The 23,817-nt window shown below is 66.1% G+C and carries 21 protein-coding genes; 8 read left to right on the top strand and 13 right to left on the bottom strand.

All coding sequences use genetic code 11. The features are described from left to right. Positions 1-270 precede the first annotated feature (270 nt). From ACVT6V_RS08785 to ACVT6V_RS08755, 7 genes are all read right to left on the bottom strand, one after another. On the bottom strand, positions 271-1,914 hold the full coding sequence (locus ACVT6V_RS08785; RefSeq protein ID WP_489899422.1) for an AMP-binding protein: 1,644 nt from the start codon (positions 1,912-1,914) through the stop codon (positions 271-273). 25 nt (positions 1,915-1,939) lie between these two features. After that, positions 1,940-3,118 carry a lipid-transfer protein gene (locus ACVT6V_RS08780; protein ID WP_489899421.1) on the bottom strand — a complete coding sequence of 393 codons (1,179 nt, stop codon included), beginning with the start codon at positions 3,116-3,118 and terminating at the stop codon, positions 1,940-1,942. Then, a complete protein-coding gene (locus ACVT6V_RS08775) occupies positions 3,118-3,531 on the bottom strand; it encodes a MaoC family dehydratase (RefSeq protein ID WP_489899420.1) in 414 nt (137 codons plus the stop codon). The genes ACVT6V_RS08780 and ACVT6V_RS08775 overlap by 1 nt, the downstream gene beginning before the upstream one ends. Then, positions 3,528-4,532, bottom strand: coding sequence for a bifunctional MaoC family dehydratase N-terminal/OB-fold nucleic acid binding domain-containing protein (locus ACVT6V_RS08770; RefSeq protein WP_489899419.1), 1,005 nt, complete (start codon positions 4,530-4,532; stop codon positions 3,528-3,530). Before ACVT6V_RS08770 ends, ACVT6V_RS08775 begins: the two co-directional genes overlap by 4 nt. 385 nt (positions 4,533-4,917) lie before the next feature. Further along, positions 4,918-6,081, bottom strand: coding sequence for an acyl-CoA dehydrogenase family protein (locus ACVT6V_RS08765; protein ID WP_489899418.1), 1,164 nt, complete (start codon positions 6,079-6,081; stop codon positions 4,918-4,920). Next, positions 6,071-7,183, bottom strand: a complete 1,113-nt coding sequence (locus tag ACVT6V_RS08760; protein WP_489899417.1) for an acyl-CoA dehydrogenase family protein — start codon at positions 7,181-7,183, stop codon at positions 6,071-6,073. Before ACVT6V_RS08760 ends, ACVT6V_RS08765 begins: the two co-directional genes overlap by 11 nt. A 118-nt stretch (positions 7,184-7,301) precedes the next feature. Next, a complete protein-coding gene (locus tag ACVT6V_RS08755; RefSeq protein ID WP_489899416.1) occupies positions 7,302-9,485 on the bottom strand; it encodes an acyl-CoA dehydrogenase family protein in 2,184 nt (727 codons plus the stop codon). A gap of 135 nt (positions 9,486-9,620) precedes the next feature. On the opposite strand from ACVT6V_RS08755, the gene kstR reads away from it, so the two are divergent. Continuing rightward, positions 9,621-10,283: a cholesterol catabolism transcriptional regulator KstR gene (gene kstR / locus ACVT6V_RS08750; protein WP_489899415.1), complete on the top strand. Its 663-nt coding sequence runs from the start codon at positions 9,621-9,623 to the stop codon at positions 10,281-10,283. A gap of 231 nt (positions 10,284-10,514) precedes the next feature. Here kstR and ACVT6V_RS08745 read toward each other — a convergent pair whose 3' ends face one another. Both ACVT6V_RS08745 and ACVT6V_RS08740 read right to left on the bottom strand, forming a co-directional pair. Then, complete coding sequence (locus ACVT6V_RS08745; RefSeq protein ID WP_489900756.1) at positions 10,515-11,588, bottom strand: alpha/beta hydrolase; 1,074 nt, start codon at positions 11,586-11,588, stop codon at positions 10,515-10,517. 84 nt (positions 11,589-11,672) lie between these two features. Continuing rightward, positions 11,673-12,317: an acyl-CoA-like ligand-binding transcription factor gene (locus ACVT6V_RS08740; protein WP_489899414.1), complete on the bottom strand. Its 645-nt coding sequence runs from the start codon at positions 12,315-12,317 to the stop codon at positions 11,673-11,675. Between the two features lie 127 nt (positions 12,318-12,444). Here ACVT6V_RS08740 and ACVT6V_RS08735 point away from each other — a divergent pair, with 127 nt between their 5' ends. From ACVT6V_RS08735 to ACVT6V_RS08720, 4 genes are all read left to right on the top strand, one after another. Beyond that, complete coding sequence (locus tag ACVT6V_RS08735; RefSeq protein WP_489899413.1) at positions 12,445-13,272, top strand: mycofactocin-coupled SDR family oxidoreductase; 828 nt, start codon at positions 12,445-12,447, stop codon at positions 13,270-13,272. 41 nt (positions 13,273-13,313) lie between these two features. Then, the gene (locus ACVT6V_RS08730) at positions 13,314-14,168 is read left to right on the top strand and encodes a mycofactocin-coupled SDR family oxidoreductase (protein ID WP_489899412.1); all 855 of its coding nucleotides are present in this window, start codon (positions 13,314-13,316) and stop codon (positions 14,166-14,168) included. Positions 14,169-14,212: 44 nt separating this feature from the next. Continuing rightward, complete coding sequence (locus ACVT6V_RS08725; RefSeq protein WP_489900755.1) at positions 14,213-15,121, top strand: AAA family ATPase; 909 nt, start codon at positions 14,213-14,215, stop codon at positions 15,119-15,121. A 108-nt stretch (positions 15,122-15,229) separates the two neighbouring features. Then, positions 15,230-16,117, top strand: coding sequence for a vWA domain-containing protein (locus ACVT6V_RS08720; RefSeq protein ID WP_489899411.1), 888 nt, complete (start codon positions 15,230-15,232; stop codon positions 16,115-16,117). 19 nt (positions 16,118-16,136) lie between these two features. Here the strand turns inward: ACVT6V_RS08720 and ACVT6V_RS08715 are convergent, their stop codons facing one another. The 4 genes from ACVT6V_RS08715 to ACVT6V_RS08700 all read right to left on the bottom strand — a co-directional run bounded on the left by ACVT6V_RS08715 (position 16,137) and on the right by ACVT6V_RS08700 (position 20,269). Beyond that, positions 16,137-16,937: an enoyl-CoA hydratase gene (locus ACVT6V_RS08715; protein ID WP_489899410.1), complete on the bottom strand. Its 801-nt coding sequence runs from the start codon at positions 16,935-16,937 to the stop codon at positions 16,137-16,139. Beyond that, positions 16,906-18,003, bottom strand: a complete 1,098-nt coding sequence (locus tag ACVT6V_RS08710) for an enoyl-CoA hydratase/isomerase family protein (RefSeq protein ID WP_489899409.1) — start codon at positions 18,001-18,003, stop codon at positions 16,906-16,908. The genes ACVT6V_RS08715 and ACVT6V_RS08710 overlap by 32 nt, the downstream gene beginning before the upstream one ends. Before the next feature lie 87 nt (positions 18,004-18,090). After that, positions 18,091-18,543 (bottom strand): MaoC/PaaZ C-terminal domain-containing protein, encoded by a 453-nt coding sequence (locus tag ACVT6V_RS08705; protein ID WP_489899408.1) that lies wholly within the window; start codon positions 18,541-18,543, stop codon positions 18,091-18,093. 52 nt (positions 18,544-18,595) lie between these two features. Next, the gene (locus ACVT6V_RS08700; RefSeq protein WP_489899407.1) at positions 18,596-20,269 is read right to left on the bottom strand and encodes an APC family permease; all 1,674 of its coding nucleotides are present in this window, start codon (positions 20,267-20,269) and stop codon (positions 18,596-18,598) included. Positions 20,270-20,505: 236 nt separating this feature from the next. Here ACVT6V_RS08700 and ACVT6V_RS08695 point away from each other — a divergent pair, with 236 nt between their 5' ends. The 3 genes from ACVT6V_RS08695 to ACVT6V_RS08685 all read left to right on the top strand — a co-directional run bounded on the left by ACVT6V_RS08695 (position 20,506) and on the right by ACVT6V_RS08685 (position 23,803). After that, entirely contained in the window at positions 20,506-20,940 is a 435-nt protein-coding gene (locus tag ACVT6V_RS08695) for a DUF1330 domain-containing protein (protein ID WP_489899406.1), read from the top strand. A gap of 488 nt (positions 20,941-21,428) precedes the next feature. Beyond that, the gene (locus tag ACVT6V_RS08690; protein ID WP_489899405.1) at positions 21,429-22,730 is read left to right on the top strand and encodes an MFS transporter; all 1,302 of its coding nucleotides are present in this window, start codon (positions 21,429-21,431) and stop codon (positions 22,728-22,730) included. After that, the gene (locus ACVT6V_RS08685; protein WP_489899404.1) at positions 22,727-23,803 is read left to right on the top strand and encodes an NADH:flavin oxidoreductase; all 1,077 of its coding nucleotides are present in this window, start codon (positions 22,727-22,729) and stop codon (positions 23,801-23,803) included. Before ACVT6V_RS08690 ends, ACVT6V_RS08685 begins: the two co-directional genes overlap by 4 nt. The last annotated feature ends 14 nt before the right edge of the window (positions 23,804-23,817 follow it).

Raw genomic sequence — 23,817 nt, 5'->3', positions numbered from 1 at the left:
CACCACCCGATCCCTGCGGAGCGAGCTGAACCCGTCACACGCTCCGCCACCACCCGATCCCTGGTCGAGCGAGCTGAACCCGTCACACGCTCCGCCACCACCCGATCCCTGAGGAGCCTCGCGAGGAACGAGCGATGCGTCACGAAGGGCGCCCCTTCGTGACGCCCCTCCGCTAGCGCTCCGGGGCTCCTCAGGGAGCGGGTGGTAAGACCGACAGGCTCGAATCCTCTTCACAGAGCAGGTGGTAAGACCGGCAGGCTCGAATCCTCTTCAGGAAGTGGCACCCGCCGTTTCGCCCGCCTCGGCGGCCGCGCTCTTGGCCCACTTGTAGTCGGCCTTGCCCGCGGGTGTGCGCTTCACCTCGTCGACGAACACCACGGTGCGCGGCACCTTGTACCCGGCCAACGACTCTCGACAGTGAGCCTGGATCTCGTCGATGCTCGGTTCGATCGCGTTCTCGGCGACGGCGACGACCGCGCCCACCCGCTGACCGTACTTCGGGTCCGGGACCGGCACGACGAGCGCGTCGGCGATGGCCGGGTGCGCGTGCAGGACAGCCTCGACCTCTTCGGCGTAGACCTTCTCACCGCCGGTGTTGATGCACTGCGACCCCCGCCCGAGGAACACGATGGTGCCATCGGCCTCCACCGTGCCCATATCACCGAGGATCGAGATGCGGGTACCGTCCGGCAGGGTCGGGAAGGTCTTGGCGGTCTTCGCCTCATCCTTGTAATAGCCCAGCGGCACATTGCCGATCCGCGCGATGTAGCCGACGTCGCCGGAGCCCGGCTCGATCTTGTTGAGCCGCTCGTCGACGACCATCATCTTGTCCGTGGGCGGCACCCGGAGGTTGCCGTTCTCATCCATCATGATCTCGCCGTCGTTGCCCGACTCCGAAGCCCCGAAGTTGTCACGCAGCACCAGATCGGGTTTGACGCCGAGGAATCGGTCGCGGACGTGCTGCGACCAGATCGCCCCGCCCGAGGTGACCGAGAACAACGACGACAGGTCGACCTCGCCTGCGCGACGTTCGAACTCCTCGACCAACGGCATGCCCATGGCGTCGCCGACGATCAGGATGATCTGCACCTGTTCTTTCTCGACCTCGGACACGATCGCAGCCGGCTTGAAGTCCCGCTGGATCACCAGCCGTCCGCCGAGCGTGAAGAACGTGAACAGCGAATACGACGCCGCCCCATGCATCAGCGGCGCGGCGAGGAGGAAGGCGATGGACGGGAAATCCTTGACCGCGGTTGCGATCTCACCGAGATCCTTGCGCGCCTCGCCGTACGGGTTGCCACCCGAGAGCGGTTTGCGGAAGAAGTCGTCGTGCTGCCACATGACCCCCTTCGGGTATCCGGTGGTGCCTCCGGTATACAGCAGATACAGTTCTTCGCCGGTGCGTGGCTCGAAATCCCGCTCGGTGGGCTTGGCGTAGGCGTCGGCGAACGACACGATCTCGACCGCGCGTCCGTCCGAGAGGTTCGCGGCCGCGACGGCCAATTCGTCGACGACCTCACCGATCACGAACACCGCACGTACGGTGTGCAACTCGGGCAGGAGCGTGGCGACGCTGCGTTGATGGTCCGGCAGTTCGACGATGATCGCCCGCGAATCCGAATTGTCGAAGATGTAGTGCAGCTCGGGATTGGTGTAGCGGTAGTTGATGTTGACCGGTACCGCACGCACTTTCAACAGTCCCAGCAGGCTCGTGACGTGTTCGACACTGTTCTTCAAGAACAGCGAGACGTTGTCGAACGCGCCGATCCCGTTTTCGGACAGCATGTGTGCGACCTGGTTGGCGAGTCCGTCGAGCTCGGCGTAGCTGATCTGCCTGCCCTCGTAGCTCAATGCGATGCGCTCGGGCACCGAGTCGGCGACCGTCTCGAACACGTCGGCCAGATTGAACTTCATCTCTTCTCCTTGTGAGCGCACCTAGTTAGCTGGAATGTGTGAGAACCAGGCCGCTGGTCGGAACCCCCGTACCCGCGGTCACCACAACTTTCTCGGCGCCCTCGACCTGGTTGACCGAGTCGCCACGCAACTGCCGAACCGCCTCGGCGATACCGTTCATCCCGTGGATGTATGCCTCGCCGAGCTGTCCCCCATGGGTGTTGAGCGGCAATTCACCACCGACCTCCAATGCGCCTGGGCGACGAACGAAATCCTTGGCCTCCCCGCGACCGCAGAACCCGAGTTCCTCGAGCTGCATCAGCGTGTACGGCGTGAAGTGGTCATACAGGATCGCCAGGTCCATGTCGGAGGGTCCGAGGCCAGACTGCTGCCACAACTGTCGCCCGACGAGGCCCATCTCGGGCAGTCCGGCCAGGTCGTCACGGTAATAGCTGGACATGATGAACTGGTCGTCGGCGCTGCCGGCAGCCGCCGCCGAGATGACCGCGGGTCGATGGACGAGGTCGCGGGCACGTTCGGCGGACACCACGACGATGGCCACACCACCATCGGATTCCTGACAGCAGTCGAGCAGGTGCAACGGCTCCGCGATGTAGCGCGAGGACTGGTGATCGTCCAGGGTGATCGGCTTGCCATGGAAGAACGCGTTCGGGTTCACCGCCGCGTGTTTGCGATCGACCACCGCGACCCGGCCGAAATCCTCACTGGTTGCACCGTATTCGTGCATGTAGCGTTGCGCGACCATCGCGACGAACGCAGCCGGGGTGGACAGGCCATGGGGGTAGGAGAAGGCGTTGTCGGTGCCCGAGGAGTTCTCCTGGTTCGCGACGGCGCTGTTGACCTGCCCGAAGCGCAGCCCGGACCTCTCGTTGAACGCCCGATACGCGACGACGACGTCGGCGACGCCGGTCGCCACGGCCATCGCCGCCTGCTGCACGGTCGCGCACGCGGCGCCGCCGCCATAGTGGATGCGGGAGAAATACGTCATCTCCTTGATGCCCACGGCACGGGCGACCGCGATCTCCGCATTCGTGTCCATCGTGAAGGTGACCAGGCCGTCGACGTCGGCCGGTGTCAGGCCGGCGTCGGCAACGGCCGCGGATACGGCCTCGGCGGCCAGCCGAAGCTCGCTGCGGCCGGAGTCCTTGGAGAACTCGGTGGCGCCGATGCCGGCGATCGCGGCCTTCCCGGACAGAGTCGCCATCATTCACCTCCGCCGATGGTCAGGGTGACCGTGGAGATCACATGTTTGCCCAATGAGTTGGTGCCGGTCACCGAGACGGTGACCACCCCGTCGGTGATGTCGGTGACCTGACCGGTGAACGTGACCGAGTCGTAGGCATACCACGGCACACCGAGCTTCAGGTTGATCGAGCGGATACGCGCGGACGGCCCCGCCCAGTCGGTGACGAACCGCTCCACCAGCCCGGTGTCGGTGAGGATGTTGACGAAGATGTCCTTGGAACCCTTCGCCTGGGCCAGGTCCCGGTCGTGATGCACATCCTGGAAGTCGCGGGTGGCCAGCGCGGTCGCCACCACGAAGGTGGGGCCGGCGTCGATGGTCAGCGGCGGCAGGGTGTCGGCAACCCGAACCGGTTGCGGTGCAAGACTGGTCACTTCTCCCCCGATGAGTCGACAGCCGTGAAAGCGTACAGAGTCCAGGCGTCCGAGCCCGAGTCGGCCGGGAAGTCGAGGAAGGTCACCTCGACCGGGAGTCCGATGCGGACGTCGGCGGGATCGATACCGCGGAGTTCGCCTAGCATTCGGACCCCTTCGTCGAGTTCGACGAGAGCGACGACGAACGGCAATTGCCGCCCGGGCACCTTGGGTGCGTGGTGGACGACGTGGCTGTACACCGTCCCCCGCCCCGTCGACACGACGTAGTCGGTCTCGGGCACGCTCCCGTCGGCCTGCCTGAGTTTCCAGGTCGCCGGGATCGGCGGATGTCGAAGTGTCCCGTCCTCGACCTGCTGGATTCGCAGTTCGTGGGCGGCGATTCCGTCCCAGAAGAACGCGGTATCTCGCGAAGCGCTCGGTTTGAGCATTCGCGTCGGGTCGAGGTCGTCGGGCACGGCCGACGTATCCGCCTGCTGCTCCGGCCCTTTTGTCGGTGGACGGAACTTCAGGATGCGGAAGTCCATCTCGGCGACGACTTCCTCGTCGACCGTCCACGTGTTGCGGGTGGTGAAGAACCAGCCCTCGCCCAGTGCGGTGTTCTTGGGGCCGACTACATCGACGAGTTCCGAAGAGATACAGACCTGTTCGCCTGGCCGGGTATAGCGGTGATACACGGTGTCGCAGTTGGTCGCGACAACCGAGGTGTAGCCGGCGTCGTCGAACAGTTCGGTGGCGCGGCCGAGCGGATCATCGTCCGTGCGTGGTCGGTTCAGGCCGCGCATCGTCCACACCTGCGCCATGGCCGGGGGCGCGACGATTCCGGGATGGCCCGCCGCACGGGCGGCGGATTCGTCTGTGTAGATGGGGTTCTCGTCGCCCATCGCTTCGACCCAGTTGTGGATCATTGGTTGGTTGATCGGATCGCGACCCTGCCTCGGTGCGCTCGGGCCGTCGGCCTTGATCGCGTCGGCGGCGGCACGGATGTCGGTGGGGGTGCTCATGCGATCTCCCTGGTGGTCTCGATAGGTCGCTCGGCCGGCGCGCGAAACGCAACCCCACCGTTGGTCGAGTAGCTGACGAGCGACAGCGAGGAAGCGTATCGAGACCCGCCGGCTCGCGAGGTCTCGATACGCCCCTCGGCCGGCACGCGAAACGCAATCCCACCGCTGGTCGAGTAGCTGACGAGCGACAGCGAGGAAGCGTATCGAGACCCGGCGGCACGCGAGGTCTCGATACACCCCTCGCCTAGCGGCTCGGGGCTACTCGACCAGCGGAGGGAGTGCTCGGGGCTACTCGACCAGCGGAGGGAGCGCTCGCCACTAGTCGACCAGCGGAGGGAGCGCTCGCGACAGCGAGGAGGCGTATCGAGACCCCACGCCCCGGGCATCATCGCTTGGCCCTCGGCAATCCGAGTCCGGCCGTGGCGATCATGTCGCGCATCACTTCGTTCACCCCTCCGCCGAACGTGATCACCACGTGGCGCTTCTGTTGAACATCAAGCCATTCCACCAATGCGGCCGTCTCGGGTTCGGTGAAATCGCCGTAACGACCGACGATCTCGTTGATCAGTCGGCAGATGCGCTGCAGCCGCTCGGTGGCGAACACCTTGGTGGCAGCTGCATCGGCCATCGAGATGGCCTCACCGGTCGATGCGACCTGCCAGTTGAGTAGTTCGTTGATACGGGCGTACGCCTCGATCTCGGCCAGTGCGCGCCGCACGTCGGGATGCTTGGCGATCACCGTCCCGTCGGCGCCGGGTTGCTGCGCCCAGGCACGGATGCGCGCGGCGAGTCCGTCGATTCGCCCCGCCGGACCGAGCATGACGCGCTCGTGATTGAGCTGTGTGGTGATCAGCCGCCAACCACCACCCTCGTCCCCGACACGCATCGACACCGGGACACGAACGTCGTTGTAGTACGTCGCATTCACGTGATGCGCGCCGTCGGCGGTGATGATCGGGGTCCAGCTGAATCCCGGATCCTTCGTGTCGACGATGAGGATCGAGATGCCCTTGTGTTTGGGCGCATCCTTGTCGGTGCGCACCGCGAGCCAGATGTAGTCGGCGTCGTGGGCGCCGGTGGTGAAGATCTTCTGCCCGTTGACGACGTAGTGGTCACCGTCGCGCACCGCGGTGGTCGTCAACGACGCGAGGTCGGTGCCGGCGCCCGGCTCGGTGTAGCCGATCGCGAAGTGCACCTCACCGGCGAGGATGTCGGGGAGGAACTTCCGTTTGAGTTCCTCGGTCCCGTGTTCCTGCAGGGTCGGCCCGACGGTCTGCAGGGTGACGGCCGGCAGCGGCACGTCGGCCCGGACCGCCTCGTTGGTGAAGATCTGCTGTTCGATCTCACCGAAACCCTTGCCGCCATACTCTTTCGGCCAGCCCACCCCGAGCCAGCCATCCTTGCCCATCTGCCGGATCACCTTGCGATAGGTGTCACCGTGTCGTTCGGTGAGCATCACCTCGGCGTCGTCGGCGGTGACGAGGTTGGCGAAATAGTCTCGTAGCTCAGCACGCAACGCACGTTGTTCGTCGGTGAGATCAATGAACATCTGCTGCCTGCACTTTCGGGTCGAGCCGCGCGTCCGAGTCGTCGGCGACCTCGTCGAGCCTGGCGTCAGAGCCGCCGATCAGCCGCGCCAGATCCTTGGCGATGGAGAAGTACCGGTGGAGGGGGTAGGTGACATCGACGCCGATGCCGCCGTGCAGGTGGGTCATCGTCCGCAGGGTCGCCGGGACCTCCGCCGCCAGCCAGTAGCTCGCGATACCGAGATCCTGTGTGGCGTCAAGTCCTTCGGTCATCCGCCAGGCCGCTGCGGTGGTCACCAGATTCATCGATCGCGCAATGACATAGATGTCGGCGAGTTGCTGCCCGACCGCCTGGAACAGTGCGATCGGTTTGCCGAACTGCTCACGCTGGGTGACGTGGTCGGCGGTCAGTCGGGTGGCACCGGCGACCAGCCCGTCGGCATAGGCCGACATCGCGAGCCGGTAGAGGTCCCGCAGCGCAGCTCCATCCCCGGTGAGGACGTCGTCGTCCTCGACCGCGACGCCGTCGAAGCGCACCGTGTATTCACCCCAGCCGCTCGACGACGGGGTCCGCGTGAGGGAGACGCCATCGGCACCGGGCGCCAGGATCGCGACGCCGCTGTCGGTGGTCACCAGCAGGGCGGCGGCCCCCTCGGCGTGCAGGACTCCGGTCTTGGTGCCGGTGAGTCGGCCGTCTCGGATCGTCGTACGGGGTGTGCCGGTCAGGGCGTCACCCTGTTCGCCGACGGCGACCGCATGCCACGCGCCGCCGGTGAGAGTGCCGGCCCACTTCGCGCGGGCGTGCTCATCTGCTCCGTGGAGGAGCACCGCCGACGCCAGAGTCCCGAGCGCCGGTGTGACCGCCGCTGACTCACCCATCCGCCGCAGCAGCGGCAGCAGGTCGACCACTGTCACGTCGTCCCCACCGAGATCGGCAGGCAGGGGCAGCGACATCAGACCCGCGTCGTTGATCGACCGCCAGAGAATCTCATCGAAAGCACCCGGACCGGCGGTCCCGAAACCGCGTTGACCGAACTTGGATTCCCAGTCCGGTTGATGCCGGGCGAAAACCTCCGCAGCGGCGTCCCGAACCGCCAGCGCCGTGTCATCGAGGGCAAAGTCCACCCCACTGCCTCCTTGCCACAATTAGAACCTGTTCTAGTTGTATCAGATGGGGTGGCCCACGTGGGCGCTATGGGCTCTCAACTGCCCGTTCACACCGTTCGCGGCCCCAACGGGCCGCTCATCCCCGGGGCAATCCGAGAATCCGTTCCGCCGCGGCGGTACGCAGGATCTGGGTGGTTCCACCGGCAATGGAGAGGCAGCGATTCTGCAGGAAGCCATCCGACGCGTCGCTCGCGGCGACACCGTCGACACCGAGGAGATCCAGGGCGAATTCCGGCACCGCCTGCCGATGCTGGACGCCGATCAGCTTTCGCACACTCGACAGCGCGCCCGGGTCGTGGCCCGCCAGCCGTTGGGTCACCATCCGGGCATCGACGACCCGCCCGACATGCGCCTGTGCGAAGAGCGCTCCGAGGTCGGCGAGTTCACCGGGTTCCAGCGAACGGTCCATGCCACCGATCTGACGCAGCAGCGCCTCCATCTCCTTGCCCAGCCCCGAGCCACCCATGGCGACGCGTTCGTTGGCCAGTGTGGTGCGCGCCAGCCGCCATCCCGCGTTGACCTCGCCGACCACGCAGTCGTCGGGGACGAAGACGTCGTCGAGGAACACCTCGTTGAAGTTCGCGCGGCCGGTGAGTTCCCGCAGCGGGCGGATGTCGATGCCCGGTGCACTCATGTCGACGATGAAGTAGGTGATGCCCTTGTGTTTGGGCGCCTCGGGGTCGGTGCGGGCCAGGCAGACCCCCCAGCCGGCGTTGTGCGCCTGCGACGTCCAGATCTTCTGTCCTTGCAGGCGCCAGCCGCCGTCGGCGCGGGTGGCTTTTGTCCGCAGCGCGGCGAGGTCGGAGCCGGCTTCGGGTTCGCTGAACAGCTGGCACCAGACGATGTCGCCGGTCAACGTCGGACCGACGAATCGCTGCCGTTGAGAGTCGGTTCCGTGCTCCAGAATGGTCGGGATCGCCCACGCGCCGATCACCAGGTCGGGCCGCACGATGTCGGCGCGATCGAACTCGGTGTCGATGAGCAGCTGCAACGCCGGTTCGGCATCGAGGCCGTAGGGCCGCGGCCAGTGCGGCATCAGGTAACCGGTCTCGGCCATCACCGCACGCCGCTCGTCCGGGTCCGTCGCCGCGAACGCTGCGACGGCGTCGCGCACCTCCTCGCGGCGATCCTCGACCGCGGACAGATCGATCTCGAACTCGCGCCGGGCACCGTCGAGCCCGAGGCGCGCCAGCTCACGTCGAGGGCGGACACCCTGCCCCAGCGCGGCGCGGGCAGTCGCCGCGGCACGCAGGTAGAGGTGCGCGTCGTGCTCGAAGGTGAAGCCGATGCCGCCGAGTACCTGCACGCAGTCCTTGGCATTGGCCACGGCATCCTCGGCGACCACCGCATCGGCGGCGAGGCGACTCAGGCGCAGCTGATCGCGGGCACGCCCGTCACCGTCATCGCCGAGCACCGCATCCACGGCCCGCGCGACGTCCCATGCCACCGCGGTGATCTCCTCACTGCGGCAGAGCATATCGGCGCAGATGTGTTTGATGGCCTGGAACGATCCGATCGGCGAACCGAACTGGGTGCGCACCTTGGCGTAGTCCACCGCGGTGTCCAGACACCAGCGGGCCACCCCACTCTGGTAGGCCGCGAGCGTCGCCGTCAGCACGCCGGCGACCAGATCCGCATCCGCGATCTCGATGATCTCGGCGGGATCGACGCCCCTCAGGCGAACCCGCGAGACCGATTCGGTGCCGCTGATCGCGCCCTGCGGCACCACGTCGCGAGTCCCCACGCCGGGCGGGATGATCCACCAGGCCACGTCGGGCCCGCCGACACTCATCGGCACCAGCAGCGCGTCGCCATCGACGATGCCGGACACCGTTCCCAGATCGACCTCACCATCACGTAAGGCCATCGACTCGTCACCGGAATACGCGCGCGCCGGCGTGGTGACCGACAGCTCACCCGCCACCACGCGCGCGAGCAGGTCAGCGGCACGGTCGTCGGTGCACCGCGAGAGCCCGAGAGCAGCCGCGATCATCGGACCGATCGGCCCCGGAACGAGGCTGACGCCGCATTGTTCGACCATCACCGCGACGTCGGTGAACGTGGCGCCGAATCCTCCGCGCTCCTCGGCGAGCGCACCCGCGAAAAGACCGAACTCGGCCAGTTGGCCGAGCAGTCCGACCCACTGATCCGCCGGTTTGTCGATATCCTGACGAACGAGTTCAGTGGTGTGGACGCCGCGCGCCCAGGTTGCGATCGCGTCACGGACTGCGATCTGTTCGGTTGACGTGGCGATTGTCACGTGAATCCTCTGTCTATCAGGTTGTGACGGGCAATTAGAACCTGTTCTAATATGCCATGGGTGGTTGCCGACCGGTAGGCACCCGGCACCAGGTCCCATCAGGGTCCCGAATCACGTGAGGATGTCTGCGAGCCCATGGCACGATCTGCACCGGCCAACGCGTCTGTCGAATCGGCGGCGCCGTCCGCCCCGACGACCGGCGCGTCGTCGGGAGGAACCGAGACCGGCTCGGCCGCTCAGCGCGAGCGCCGTCGCCGCATTCTCGACGCCACGCTTGCCCTGGCCTCCAAGGGCGGTTACGACGCCGTCCAGATGCGGACCGTGGCCGACAAGGCCGATGTGGCCGTCGGCACGCTCTACCGCTATTTCCCGTCGAAGGTGCACCTGCTCGTGACCGCACTGGCGCGCGAATTCGAGCGCGTCGAATCGCGCGTCGACCGCTCTCAGCTGCGCGGCGACAACGCCATCGAACGGCTGCGCCACGTGCTCGACATGATCACCTACGCCATGCAACGTGACCCGCTGCTCACCGAGGCCATGACGCGGGCGTTCATGTTCGCCGACGCCTCGGCGACCGCCGAGGTCGATCAGGTGGCCGGCATCATCGACCGACTGCTGGCCGGAGCGATGGTCGACGAAGGCGAGCCCGGCGAAGAGGACCTCGCGATCGCGCGTGTCATCTCCGATGTGTGGATGTCGAATCTGGTGCAGTGGCTGACCCGCCGCGCCTCGGCGACCGACGTGACCAACCGTCTCGAGCTGACCGTCCGACTGCTGCTCAAGGACCGGATCAGCTAGGTCTCCTGGCGTGCGGGGTCTCGATACGGATCTTCGCTGCCGCTCATCACCCACTCGACCAGCGGACAGGTACGAGGTCTCGATACGGATCTTCGCTGCCGCTCATCACCCACTCGACCAGCGGACAGGTACGACGTCTCGATACGGATCTTCGCTGCCGCTCATCACCTACGGCCCCGCTGATCGAGTAGTCCGAGCCGCCAGGCGAGGACGTATCGAGATCCCGCTACATCAATGCCCAACCGGCGCCGGGCTCTTGGCCTTCGCCGCCTTCGCCGGCTTCGGGTTGAGGTCGGCGGAGATCATCGGCCAGGTGCGACGCAGGTCGGACTCCCAGTACTCCCAGGAATGCGTACCGGTCGGGCGCGCAATCAACTTCATCGGGACGCGCAGGCCACGCAGGCGGCCGGCCATGTCCTGCGTGCACTGATTGACCGCGGCTTCGATGATGCCGCCGAGCACCACCTGATTCGCGAGCGTCAACGGATTGCCCTGCACCAACCGCGCATTCATCTGGTCGTACGGTCCCGGCAATCCCGTTCCGCTGGTCATGTACACCTTGGTGCTGCGTAGCTTGGCGGCGTTGATGAACGGATCGTTCTCATGCCAGCCCGGCCCGCCGACCGGGCCCCACATATTGTCGAGGTTGCCCTGTCCGCGATCGGCGACGACCATCCGAATGTAGGCTTGGCCCAACTGATCACTGGTCCGTGCACACCCGCTGTAGGCGGCGACGGAGCGATACAGATGCGGTGCGGCGATCGCGAGATTGAGCACCGACGTCCCGGCCATCGAGATCCCCGCAATCGCGTTGACCTTCGTTGTGTTGAACTCCTTGTCGATCAGTGGGGGCAATTCCTTGGTGAGGAAGGTCTGCCATTTGTTGCGGCCGAGGACGGGGTCGTCGCGGCGCCAATCCGTGTAGTACGAGAACGCACCCCCGATCGGCGTCACCACGTTGACATTCTTGTCCGCGAAGAACTTGACGTAGTCGGTCTTGGCCGCCCACGTCGCGGAGTCCTCACCGCCACCGGCGCCGTTGAGCAGGTAGAACGTAGGCCGCGGCTTGCTGTTGTCACGGGGCAGGAGCACGGTGATCGGGATCATCTTTCGCATCGCCGCCGAATAGACGATCGCGGTGACCTGCTGTTTGTTGTCATGGATGATCGTGTCGATCCGGGACACCGCCGGGTCGGGTGTCGGGGCCGCCGACGCGGCCGCCGCGCCGAGTGTCAGCGCGACCGCGGTAGCCGTCACGGCACCGACCCACGCACGCCACCGCCGACCCGAACGTGCGCCCACCATCAAGTCCCCTTCAGTCACATTTGTCACATCTGTCACAAATGCTAGCTGTGGCCACCACCCAAGCCCAAGCCGAGGAACACCTTGTTAGGTGTTTGTGACGTGCGGTCGTCGCGGCATCATCATCGCGAACATCGGGCGCAGACAGTCGGCCAGATCGGCGTCCGGATGGGCGAGCCAACGCTCGTGACCGGCCGACGACGCCGCGAGCACGGCAAACGCGACGGCCAGTGGATACTGCCCGTCGGGGTGATCTCCGGTGCGGCGCGCGACGAAATCGGCAATGACCGCACGCCACTGTCGATAGACGGCGTTCGCATGCGCCTGCACCGCCGGGGTGTTCAGGATCAGTTCCGCGCGCTGACGCGCCCATTCGGCTTCGGGCCGACCGTGGTCGATCGCCGAGATGAACGCCTGCGCAACCACATCCGCCGGTTCGGCCGCCTGCGGTGACGACTCGAGAGCCTTGCGGAACTCGGCGAGTTCGGCATCCGACTCCACCCACACCACGTCGGCCTTGGTGGCGAAGTACCGGAAAAAGGTACGCCGGCTCACCCCCACCGCGGCCGCGATCTGCTCGACACTGGTCTCGTCGAACCCGTCACGGAGGAACAATCGTTGCGCCGCGGCCGCGAGTTCGTGTGCGCTGGTACTTGCCGGACGACCGCCACGGTCCACACCTGCATCGACAGACGACTTGCCGACTCCGGAGCGCGTGGTCTCGGTTCCCATCGCATCATGGTCGCATCACTGCCCGGCCACCACGGGATTTGCGATTTCACCGCGTTTTGACACCGTGTGACATATCGTGGCGCTGAGACGTGGATCACACGGTCGGGGTGAAGAGGAGTTACTTCAGATGGGCAAGTTGGATGGCAAGGTCGCCTTCATCACCGGAGCGGCCCGCGGGCAGGGACGAAGTCACGCGATCCGGCTCGCACAGGAAGGCGCCGACATCATCGCAGTCGACGTCAGCGAGCAGATCGACACCGTTCCCTACGCCACCGCACGCCCCGGTGACCTGGAACAGACCGTCAAGGAGGTCGAGGCGCTCGATCGGCGGATCATCGCTTCCGAGGTCGACGTCCGGGATCTGTCCGGGCTGACGAAGGCCGCGGCCGACGGCGTTGCCGCACTCGGGCGCCTCGACATCGTCCTCGCCAACGCCGGAATCAGCACCATGGCTCCCACCCTCGAGATGGACGAACAGATGTGGGACACCATGATCGAGATCAATCTGACCGGCGTGTGGAAGACGGTCCGGGCCGCGGTGCCCCACATCGTCGCCGGCGGCCGTGGTGGTGCGGTCGTTCTCACCAGCTCACTGGCGGCGATCACGGTCAACGAGAACATCGCCCATTACTCGGCAGCCAAACACGGACTGATCGGCCTGATGCGGGTGCTCGCCAAGGAATTGGGGCCGCAGAACATTCGGGTCAACACCGTGCATCCGACGACGGTGGCGACCGACATGATCCTCAATGACGCCACCTACCAGCTGTTCCGACCCGACCTCGAACACCCGACCCGTGCGGATTTCGAAGAGGCTGCGCGCGAGATGAATCGGCTACCCGTCCCGATGGTCGAGCCGATCGACATCTCCAACGCCATCCTCTATCTCGTCTCCGACGACGGGCGCTACGTCACCGGCACGACGCACGTCGTCGACGCCGGCGGACGTCTGTAGATCACTTTCACGCAACCGAATCCGACGACAAAGGAGTCACCATGGGCTTATTGGACGGCAAGACCGCACTCATCACCGGCGGCGCACGAGGGCAGGGACGCGCACACGCCGTGACGTCGGCGCGCGAAGGTGCCGACGTCATCCTTCTCGACATCACCAAGCAGATCGAGTCGGCCAACTATCCTCTCGCCACCGCCGAGGACATGGCCGAAACAGTACGTCAGGTCGAGGAACTCGACCGCCGTGCGGTGTCCTTCGATGCCGACGTCCGCGATCAGTCGCAACTCGATGCGGCGGTCGCCGCCGGCATCGCGGAGTTCGGCAAGATCGACATCCTCATCGCCAATGCCGGCATCTGGACTCGCGCCCCGTTCTGGGAGATGACCGATGACATGTGGCAGGACATGATGGATGTCAACCTGACCGGGGTCTGGAAGTCCGCCAAGGCGGTGGCTCCGCACATGATCGAGAGGCAGACCGGATCCATCGTGATCACGTCGTCGGTGAACGGTCTCGAGCCGGGAATGAACTACGCACACTATGTCGCGACGAAGCATGGCGTGATCGGACTGATGAAGAACATCGCTCTCGAATTGGCCCCGCATGGAATCCGCTGTAACTCCATCAATCCCGGTGCGATCCTGACACCGATGACCAACCAGCAGGCGGCCTGGGACATGTTTGCCGGGCACGAGGGCGGTACCCCAGACGATCTCGTCGCCGGCGGATACGGTTTCCACGCACTCAAGGGCACCAGTTTCATGCCTCCGGAGGTCATCGCGAACACCGCGCTGTACCTGAACTCGGAACTCGCGGCCACCGTCACCGGGGTGACCATCCCGGTCGATGCCGGACACATGCTGCTCACCGGCGTCAACCAGGAACCGGTGATGTGAACGTCAACCCATCGACGCTCGACGACACCGATGACCTCGCCGCGATCCGAGCACGGATCGCGGCGCAGGTCGTCGGCCGAGAGCGCGAACTCGATCTGGTGCTCGCAACGGTTGCGGCGGGTCGCGACCTGGTCCTCGAGGGTCCACCCGGCACATCGAAAAGCACACTGCTGCGGGCGATCACCACCGAGTGGGGCATCCCCCTCGTGCTCGTGGAGGGAAATGCGGATCTGACACCGAGCCGGCTCGTCGGCCACCACAATCCGTCACTGGTGCTGCGTGAGGATTACAGTGCCGACAACTTCGTCGACGGCCCACTCCTGGAGGCGATGCGCGCCGGGTGCTTCCTCTACGTCGAAGAGTTCAACCGTGCGCCCGAGGACACCATCGACACCTTGCTGACCGCGATGGCCGAGCGGATCATCACCGTCCCTCGCGTCGGGTCCGTGACAGCGCGGCCCACCTTCCGGGTCGTCGCGTCGATGAACCCCTACGACAATGTCGGCACGACCCGATTGTCGACCTCCGTGCATGACCGGATGTGTCGGCTCGTCGTCGGCTATCAGGAGGCGGATGCCGAACGCGAGATCGTCTCTCGAAGGTCCGCCCCAGTCGCGCCCCGGGTTGTTGCCGACGCGGTGGCCGTCACCCGGGTGACACGAGTCCGTGAGGACATTCGACAAGGCAGCAGCGTCCGCGGAGCCATCGACCTCGCCATGGTCGCCGCCCAGCTGTGCGCGATGCGTGGCGTGCCGATCCCGGACGGTGACAGTGTCGATCCCCCACGCGATCTGCCGGACGGCTACACGTCGGCATTCCTCGACGCGATGCAGGTGTCGCTGTCGGGGCGGATCCATCTGGACGACACCGCCTTCACCACCGCCGAGGGTATCCTCACCGAGATCTGGCAGGACCACTTCTTCCTCAGACCGGCGGCCGCCGCGCCCGGTTGAAGAGCCGTCGAGGCGGATTCACCGCTGACGAAGCCGTCATCCATACCTCGCCGGCACGGCCGTCGAACGTTGAAGCCGTTGCGGCGCAAGCCCAAGCACCTTGACGACGTGCCCGACCTGTTCGTGCCGGCTTCTCGCGGTGGCGGACTGGTCCTGGCCGGATCGCGTGGCCGCAACGAACAGCGGTTGGCGGGTCGGGGTTCGGCGGGTCCCACCGGCGAGACCGACGAAGGCGGCAACCTCGACGACGTCGGCGCACCGCTGGTCTCCGACGACGAGGTCCGCGAGCGTGCGCGGCGGATCGCACGGAAACTTGCTCTCGCGCAGATCATCCGCACTCGCGAGGCGCCTCGGTCGGCGACCGGTTCGCTGGTGACCAGGCGTTGGCGAGGCGACTCCGACGAGATCGACCTCGACGCCACCCTGGAGGTGGTCTCCGGGAACCCACTCCCGGCCGACGACGACATCTTGGTCCGGCTCCGTGTCCGTCGTCGACCGTCGGTCATGCTGGTGGTCGACATCTCCGGGTCTGCCCGCGGCGAGCAGGTCCGTACGGCCGCCGCCACAGTGGGCGCGCTGGTCGGCGAATTCTCCCGGGATGCGGTGGGCGTCGTCGCGTTCTGGTCGGACGCCGCACTGATCTCACCACTGGGTGAACCGGTCGACCCCGATCGGGTGGTCGACGGGCTGCTCACGCTGCCCGCGCGCGGACTCACGAACGTGGCCTTCGCGCTCGCGACAGCGGCCGACGAACTGCGCGGGGTGTCGGCGACCGACGCGCGGGTCCTGCTGTTGAGTGATTGCGTCCACAACGCCGGTCCTGACCCACGTTCGGCCGCAGCCACAGTCGGCCGACTCGATGTGCTGCTCGACGTGTCCGGCGAACACGATGTGGATCTCGGACGAGATCTCGCGCTCGTCGGTCACGGACGGTGTGTGCCGATCCGCGACGACCGAGGTGTGGCGCCCGCCTTGCAGCGCATCTTCGCGCCATGACGGATCAGGCGGCGAATGCTCAGCGGTGGGTGAACTTCGGTTCGCGCTTCTCCACGAACGCCGCCATCCCCTCGGTCTGGTCATCGGTGGCGAAGGTCGAATAGAACAATGCACGTTCGGCCCGGATACCCTCGGCGAGTCCGGATTCGAAGGCCCGGTTGACCGCGTCTTTGGCCAGTGACGCGGCGATGAACGATTTCGAGGCGATCGTCTCGGCTACTTCCTTGGCCGTGGACAGGCAGTCCTCCGCGGGTACGACCCGTGACACGAGACCGAGGCGCTCGGCCTCGTCGACCTTCATGTTCCGGCCGGTGAGGACCAGGTCCATCGCCTTCGCCTTGCCCACCGCGCGGGTGAGTCGTTGCGAGCCACCGATTCCCGGGATGACGCCGAGATTGATCTCCGGCTGCCCGAACACCGCATTGTCCCCGGCGATCAGGATGTCGCAGATCATCGCCAGCTCGCAGCCGCCGCCGAGCGCATAGCCGGTGACCGCCGCGATCAGCGGCGTACGCAGTCGGGACAGATCGTCCCAGGCGCCGAAGAACTGCTCGGAGACGACGTCGCTGTAGGACTTCGCCGACATCTCCTTGATGTCCGCGCCGGCCGCGAACGCACGCTGGGAGCCGGTGATCACGATGGCGCCGATATCTGGGTCGCGATCGAGTTCGGCCGCCGCACCGACGACCTCACGCATCAAGGTCGTGTTCAGTGCGTTGAGGGCTTTCGGCCTGTTCAGCGTGATGACGCCCACGCGTCCGTCACGTTCGACGACGATCGTCTCGAGGTCAGACACTCGAATCCTCCTGTGGTGCAGCATTGATGGTCAGTTCCAGCTCGTCGGGAAGGGGCGCGAAGAAGGCGTCGACCTCGGCCACTGTGACCGCCGAGTGGTCGGCGTGCCGCCAGGACGGATTGCGGTCCTTGTCGATGACCTGCGCGCGGATGCCCTCGGCCATGTCGGTGTTGAGCAGGCTCCGCAGCGAGACCCGGTACTCGCGACGCAGCGTGTCGGTCAGCGTGGGTTGCTCGTCGCGTAGCGAACGTAGGGTCACTGCCAGCGCGAGAGGACTCTTCGCCGTGATCGTGGCGGCGGCCTTGTCGGCCTCTTCGGTTCCGACGGCCCGGCACCGGTCGATGATCCCGGCGACCGAGTCGGCGGCAAAGGCGTCGCGAATCCAGTCGCGCTGCGCAGCCACCTTCGACTCGGGTGGTTGCTGGGCGTACTTCGCGAGCGCGTCGGCGACCGAGGTCTCCCCGATGGCCTGCCGGAAGGCGTCGAGGTCATCGGCGGGGACGAAGTGGTCGGCGAGCCCCATCGCGATGGCATCTGCCCCGGACAGTGACCCGGCGGTGAGCGCCGCGTAGGCGCCGAGGTTGTCGGGCACCCGGGCCAGGACGTGGGTGCCGCCGACGTCCGGAACGAACCCGATGCCCACCTCCGGCATCGCCAGTCGGGTGCGGTCGGTCACGATCCGGGTGTTGGCGTGCGCGGAGATCCCGACGCCGCCCCCCATGACGATGCCGTCCATAATCGCGACGTACGGCTTCGGATAGCGCGCGATGTCGGCGTTGAGGCGGTACTCATCGGCCCAGAACTGTGCCGAGGGACAGGCGGCCGCGTCGGCGTCATCAGCACCGGCGCCGCTCAACCGCGCTGCATCGCGGTGGATCGAGACGATGTCGCCGCCGGCGCACAAGCCCCGCTCACCTGCACCGATGAGGACCACGGCATCGATGCTGCCGTCGGCGGCCCACGCCCGCAGCAGGTCGTCCATCGCGGTGACCATCGGATGGTCGAGCGCGTTGATCGACTTCGGGCGGTTCAGCGTCAGCGTCGCGACCCCGTTGTCGATCGCCGACAGCACAGACGGTTCGTCCACCATGACTCGGCCTCCTCGCAGATTCGTCCGTTTCCCTCACAAGATAGTTGCATATCCTAGTAAAGGAGTACAGGGCCGATTGCGCCGGGTCTATGACCGCGCGTGCACGAACACCTCGACGGCGGCGCTGAGCACGGCGGCTTCGTGCTGATTGACCACTTCGGCGGTGAGGGTGACCAGAGCCCGGCGACGGTCGTCGAAGATGATGTCGTCGATCGTCATCGCGCCACTCAGCGTGTCACCGGCACGAACGGGGCGCAGAAACCGGACATCGCCCAGACGGCGGCCGGCGACAACATTCCATCGGGAGAATGCGGCCTCGACCGCCAGACGTTGATAGATGGCGATGGTGTGGATGCCACTCGCGATCAGCCCGCCATAGGCTCCGCCGTCAGCGATCTCCTTGTCCACGTGAAACCCTTGCGGGTCCCATTGCCGGGCGAAGTCGACGAGCTCGGGCTCGGTCACGGCATGCGAGCCGAGCTGATACCGATGACCGATCCGTAGATCGTCGGCGTAGGCGGTGCCAGGAAGATCGTTCACACCGAGCAGGCTAACGTCGCACCCTGGTAGTCCTCACGGCCCGGTTACCGCATCAGCCCGCGACCGCACCGCCGAGTTGCGACTCCTCCTCTTCGGCTTCCTTCCGCGATTCCTCGATGTAGAACCCAACCTGGTCGGTGGGCAGCTTCACCCACCAGGCGAGCCCGAAGATGACGGCGGAGAAGACGAAAGTCACCGGGATTGCCGTGCCGAAGTGGAGAACCCCTTGGCCGCCACCGTAATCCCCCAGCCAGGAGATGAGTGCGAGCCCGCTCAGCCACGGCACATACCAGACGGCACCCTGCCAATCCCAGTTGTGCAGCCGTTCCCGTTGCTTGTTGACGGCCACCGTCACACCGAGCAACACCACACCGAGCAGCACCGCGATGAAGAGCTTCTCGTTGGTCGACCAGCCGGTCCAGTACACGATCAGGTTGGCCGACCAGAACGCGAGGAAGGCGATCACGTGGACGCCGGGCAGCTTGAACGGCCGCTCCTGAGTGGGGATCTGCTTACGGAGCGTCACCACTGCGAGCGGACCCGAGCCGAAGGACAACACGGTCGCCGAGGTGATGAATCCGACGAGCTGCTGCCAACTGGGAAACGGCAGGAAGAGGATGAGTCCGACGATGAATGCGAGGATCATGCTCACCAGCGGAACCCCGCGGCTCGTGGTGCGACCCAGGGAGTCCGGAGCATTACCGTTGCGCGACATGGCATACGAGATCCGTGCGGTCACCGTGGTGTAGACCAGGCCGGTACCGGCGGGCGACACCACCGCGTCGATGTAGAGCAGCGTCGCGAGCCAGCCGAGGCCGAGCATCGTGGCGATCGCGGCCAGCGGACCGAAGTCGTTGGTGAAGCTGATCTTGCTCCACCCGTCGGCGATGTCGCTGGGGTTGACCGACCCGATGAACGCCACCTGCAACAGGACGTAGATCACGACGGTCAGCAGCACGGAACCGATGACCGCGAACGGAACGTTGCGCTTCGGGTTGTCGGTCTCACCGGCGAGCTCGATACCCTGCCGGAACCCCAGGTAGGAGAACACGATTCCGGACGTGGCGATGGCGGTGAACACACCATGCCACCCTTCCGGCTTGAAGCCCTGCGAGGTGAAGTTGTCGGTGTTGAACTGGGTGAGGGCGAAGGCCACGATCACCAGGATGATGATCGCCAGCTTCCACCAGACGACGACGTTGTTGACATGCGCAAACCAGCGGATGCCGTAGTAGTTGATCACCACGAACACTGCCATCGCGATGACCGCCGCCACCATGCCGAGCCCGGTCAGGGTATGCACCGATGATCCGTCCACGGTGTGCTCACTGGTGAACGGGGCGTACTTGGTGGCGTAGGTCAACGCGCCCTCGACCTCGATGGGCGCCACCGATGCGCAGGCGACCCACGTAATCCAGCCGGTCAGATAGCTGGAGAACGATCCGAAGGCGATGTGCGGAAAACGTACGACACCACCGGAGAGCGGGAACATGGCGCCGAGTTCGGCGTAACACAGCCCGATCATCAAGATCATCAGGCCACCGAGGGCCCACGAGATGATCGCGGCCGGGCCGGCTGTCTGGGAGGCGTTCATGGCGCCGAACAGCCATCCGGATCCGATGATCGACCCGACGCCCGCGAACAGCAGGCCGATCCGGCCGACGTGCCGCCGCAGAGGCGGACTACCGGATTCGGCGGCGGGGTCGCTCTTTGTGGGTGTGGCCATGCCAATCTCCTCTCCGGCGTTGTCGATGAACGCCGGGCGGGTTCGATGGTCGTCGGTGTCGGGTCACGACACCGTCCGTTCAACGTTAGGACGGCAAACGGTTTCGTGCTCGCCAACTCGGAAAGTCCTACACAGGAAGGCATTTCGCCCAAAAGATGCATTTCGGACGAAACGCCCGAACGGATGGTCGCCGTGCCCGCCGGTGACGGACACACCTACTGCCTACGATGGACGTCATGAGCCCCGATCTTCCGCCCGCCGAACGCCGCGCCGTCGACCCACAGAAGGGACAGTTCGCACAAGTCGCGAAACTGCCTGCAGACCAACCGATCACGATGCTCAACCTGCTGCGGTTTCGAGACACCGCGGACTATTCGCACGCCGCAGACCTCGCACCGGCACAACCGATCTCAGGCGCCGCAGCGTATGACCTCTACGGCGAGGCAGCCATGCCGCACATCCGCAAGACCGGTGCCGAGGTTCTCTACCACGGCAATTGCGGACCGACGGTCATCGGTCCGCTCGACGAACAGTGGGACTCGATTCTTCTGGTCCGCTACCCGACTCCGGGCGCCTTCCTCGACATGGTCACCGACCCCGAGTATCAATCGCTGTCGCGACACCGCACCGCGGCGATCGCCGATTCGCGCCTGATCGCAACGACCGCCTGACCGGCACAACCGATCCGTGTCCGACGAGTGGGTGGACACGAACGTCACGATCCGCCCACCACTCGATCCTCGAAGGAGGTCGCGCCAGCGGAGGGCCGCACACGTTGGGCCGCCCTTCGTGACGCTCGCAAGCTCGCTCCTCAGGGACCGGGGTGGTCACCCACCGCCCGCCCCACGCGAAGCGGCTGGTCACCCACCGCCCGCCCCACACGAAACGGCTGGTCACCCGTCGCTCGATCCACACGAAACGGGTCCTCACCCACCGCCCGCCCCACACGAAACGGGTCCTCACCCACCGCCCGCCCCACGCGAAGCGGCTGGTCACCCACCGCCCGCCCCACACGAAACGGGTGGTCACCCACCGCCCGCCCTCGCGAGCCTCCTCAGGAACTGAACGGTTTAGGGCGCCGGCCGCACCGGCTCGCTCACTCTTCCAGCTGACCAGCCCATTCGTGGCGCATATGCCTCGAGGCATACAGTGGAATCCGATGACCGAAGATCGAATGCCCGAGATATGCGAACCGGGCGTTCGGCCTACTCCCGCGCCCCAGGCGACGCCGACAGGCGCGCTGGCATCGCTCTCCAACCCGAATTACCGCCTCTATTTCTGCGGGCAGTCGTTGTCGCTCGTCGGGACCTGGATGCAGATGACGGCACAGGCGTGGCTCGTCCTCACCCTCAGCGGTTCGGCGTCGATCCTCGGCGCGATCGTGGCACTGCAAGCACTTCCGATCCTGCTGCTCGGCCCCTATGCAGGGGTCATCGCCGATCGGGTGGACCGCCGACGGTTGATGATCGTGCTGCAGAGTGTCATGGGCGTACTCGCGGGTGTACTCGCCGTCCTCGCGCTCGGCGGCTGGGTGCAGATCTGGCAGATCGCCGTTCTTGCGTTACTACTCGGCCTCAACAACGCCTTCGAGAACCCCGCACGTCAAGCGTTCATCCATCAGATCGTCGGTGAGTCCCTGATCCGCAACGCGGTCACGTTGAACTCGGTGATGGTCAACGCGGCGCGTGCCGTCGGCCCCGGCGTCGCCGGTGTGCTGCTCGCCGCGGTGGGGGCCGGATGGTGTTTTGCGATCAACGCCGGCAGTTTCGTCGCAGTTGTCATCTCCCTGGTCCTGATGAACACGGCGACCATCGAGCAGGAGGCGCCGGTCGCACGTGCCAAGGGCCAGCTTCGTGAGGGCCTTCGTTACGTGGCGAAATCCCCCACCCTGGCCATCCCACTACTGATGATGGCGCTCGTCGGGACCCTGGCCTACGAGTTTCAGGTCTCACTCCCCGCCGCCGCCAAGGACACCTTCAACGGTGGCCCGCAGGCACTGGGTTTCATGACATCGGCGATGGGCGTCGGTGCGGTCGTCGGCGGGCTGCTCGTCGCGGCACGCGGTACAACCGGCCTGCGCCCGCTGACGATCGCGTCCGCCGGCTTCGGCGTGACAATCGCCATCACCGCCGTGGCGCCCACGCTGCCCGTGGCCATCGGCGCGCTCTTCTTCGTCGGCTTCCTGAGCGTCACCTTCATGTCCACCGCGAATGCGACCCTCCAGCTCAATGCCGCCCCACAGATGCGCGGGCGGGTGATGTCGCTGTGGTCGGTCGCCTTCATGGGGTCGACACCCATCGGCGGCCCGATCATCGGGGCGATTTGCGAGGCGACCAGCGCCCGGGTCGGCCTCGGCGTCGGCGCGGTAGCGTGCTTCGTGGCCGCCGCATTGGGCGTCACCGTGTGGCGTCGGCGAAACGGTGGTCGCACGATCCGGATGAAAGAGACGACACAGGCATGACCAACCCCGCAGCACCACTGGACTTCGCCCACGGACCGTCGTGGTCCAACCGACTCGCGTTGGCGCCACTGACGAATCTGCAGAGCAACGCCGACGGCACGCTGCACGACGACGAGTATCGCTGGCTGGTGCGCCGAGCCGAAGGCGACTTCGCGATGGTGATGACCTGTGCGGCCCATGTCAGCCCGGCCGGTCAATCATTCTCCGGGCAGCTCGGTATCTGCGACGATCGCCACCTGCCCGGCCTCACCCGCCTCGCCGACGGCCTGCACGCGGCCGGCGCAGTGGCCACGATCCAGCTGCAGCACGGTGGCCGGCGCGCCGACAAGCGGCTGTCCGGACGCCCGGCCGTCGCCCCGTGGGATGACCCGGCCAAAGGCGCGACCGCGCTGACCACCGGACAGGTCGAACGGGTTGTCCATGACTTCGTCGCCGCTGCCGTGCGCGCGGAACGCGCCGGATTCGACGGCGCCGAGATCCACGGCGCCCACGGCTACCTGGTCGCCCAATTCCTCGACACCCGCCACAACGATCGGACCGATCGATACGGCGGCTCGGCCGAGAACCGCTTTCGGATCGTGCACGAGATCATCGCAGGTATCCGCGCGGCCACGTCATCGGATTTCCAACTGGGACTGCGGCTGTCGCCGGAACGGTACGGGATCGTCCTCGACGAGTCACGTGCGCTGGCCGCCGAGGTGCTCGCCGACGCGCAGCTGGACTACCTCGATCTATCCCTCTGGGATGCGTTCAAGGAACCCTACGACGAGATCCATCGTGGTCGACGACTAATCGACCACTTCACCGACCTGCCGCGCGGCGCCACCCGGCTGGGCGTGGCGGGGAAGATCACAGACGCCGCCGGCGTCCGCGAATGCCTCGATCGAGGAGCCGATTTCGTACTCATCGGCACCGCGGGAATCCTCCACCACGACTTCGCTCGGCGGGTCATCGCCGACCCCGGTTACCGAGCGGCCGCGCAACCCGTGGCCGCCGATCACCTGACGGCCGAATCGGTCGGCCCACGATTCCTCGACTATCTCGCGACGAACTGGGATGACTTCGTGGCGTGAGGATCGCGAGCCGC

The organism is Gordonia sp. LMA167, from assembly GCF_058130025.1.
This window is presented reverse-complemented; position numbering and strand designations above follow the sequence as displayed.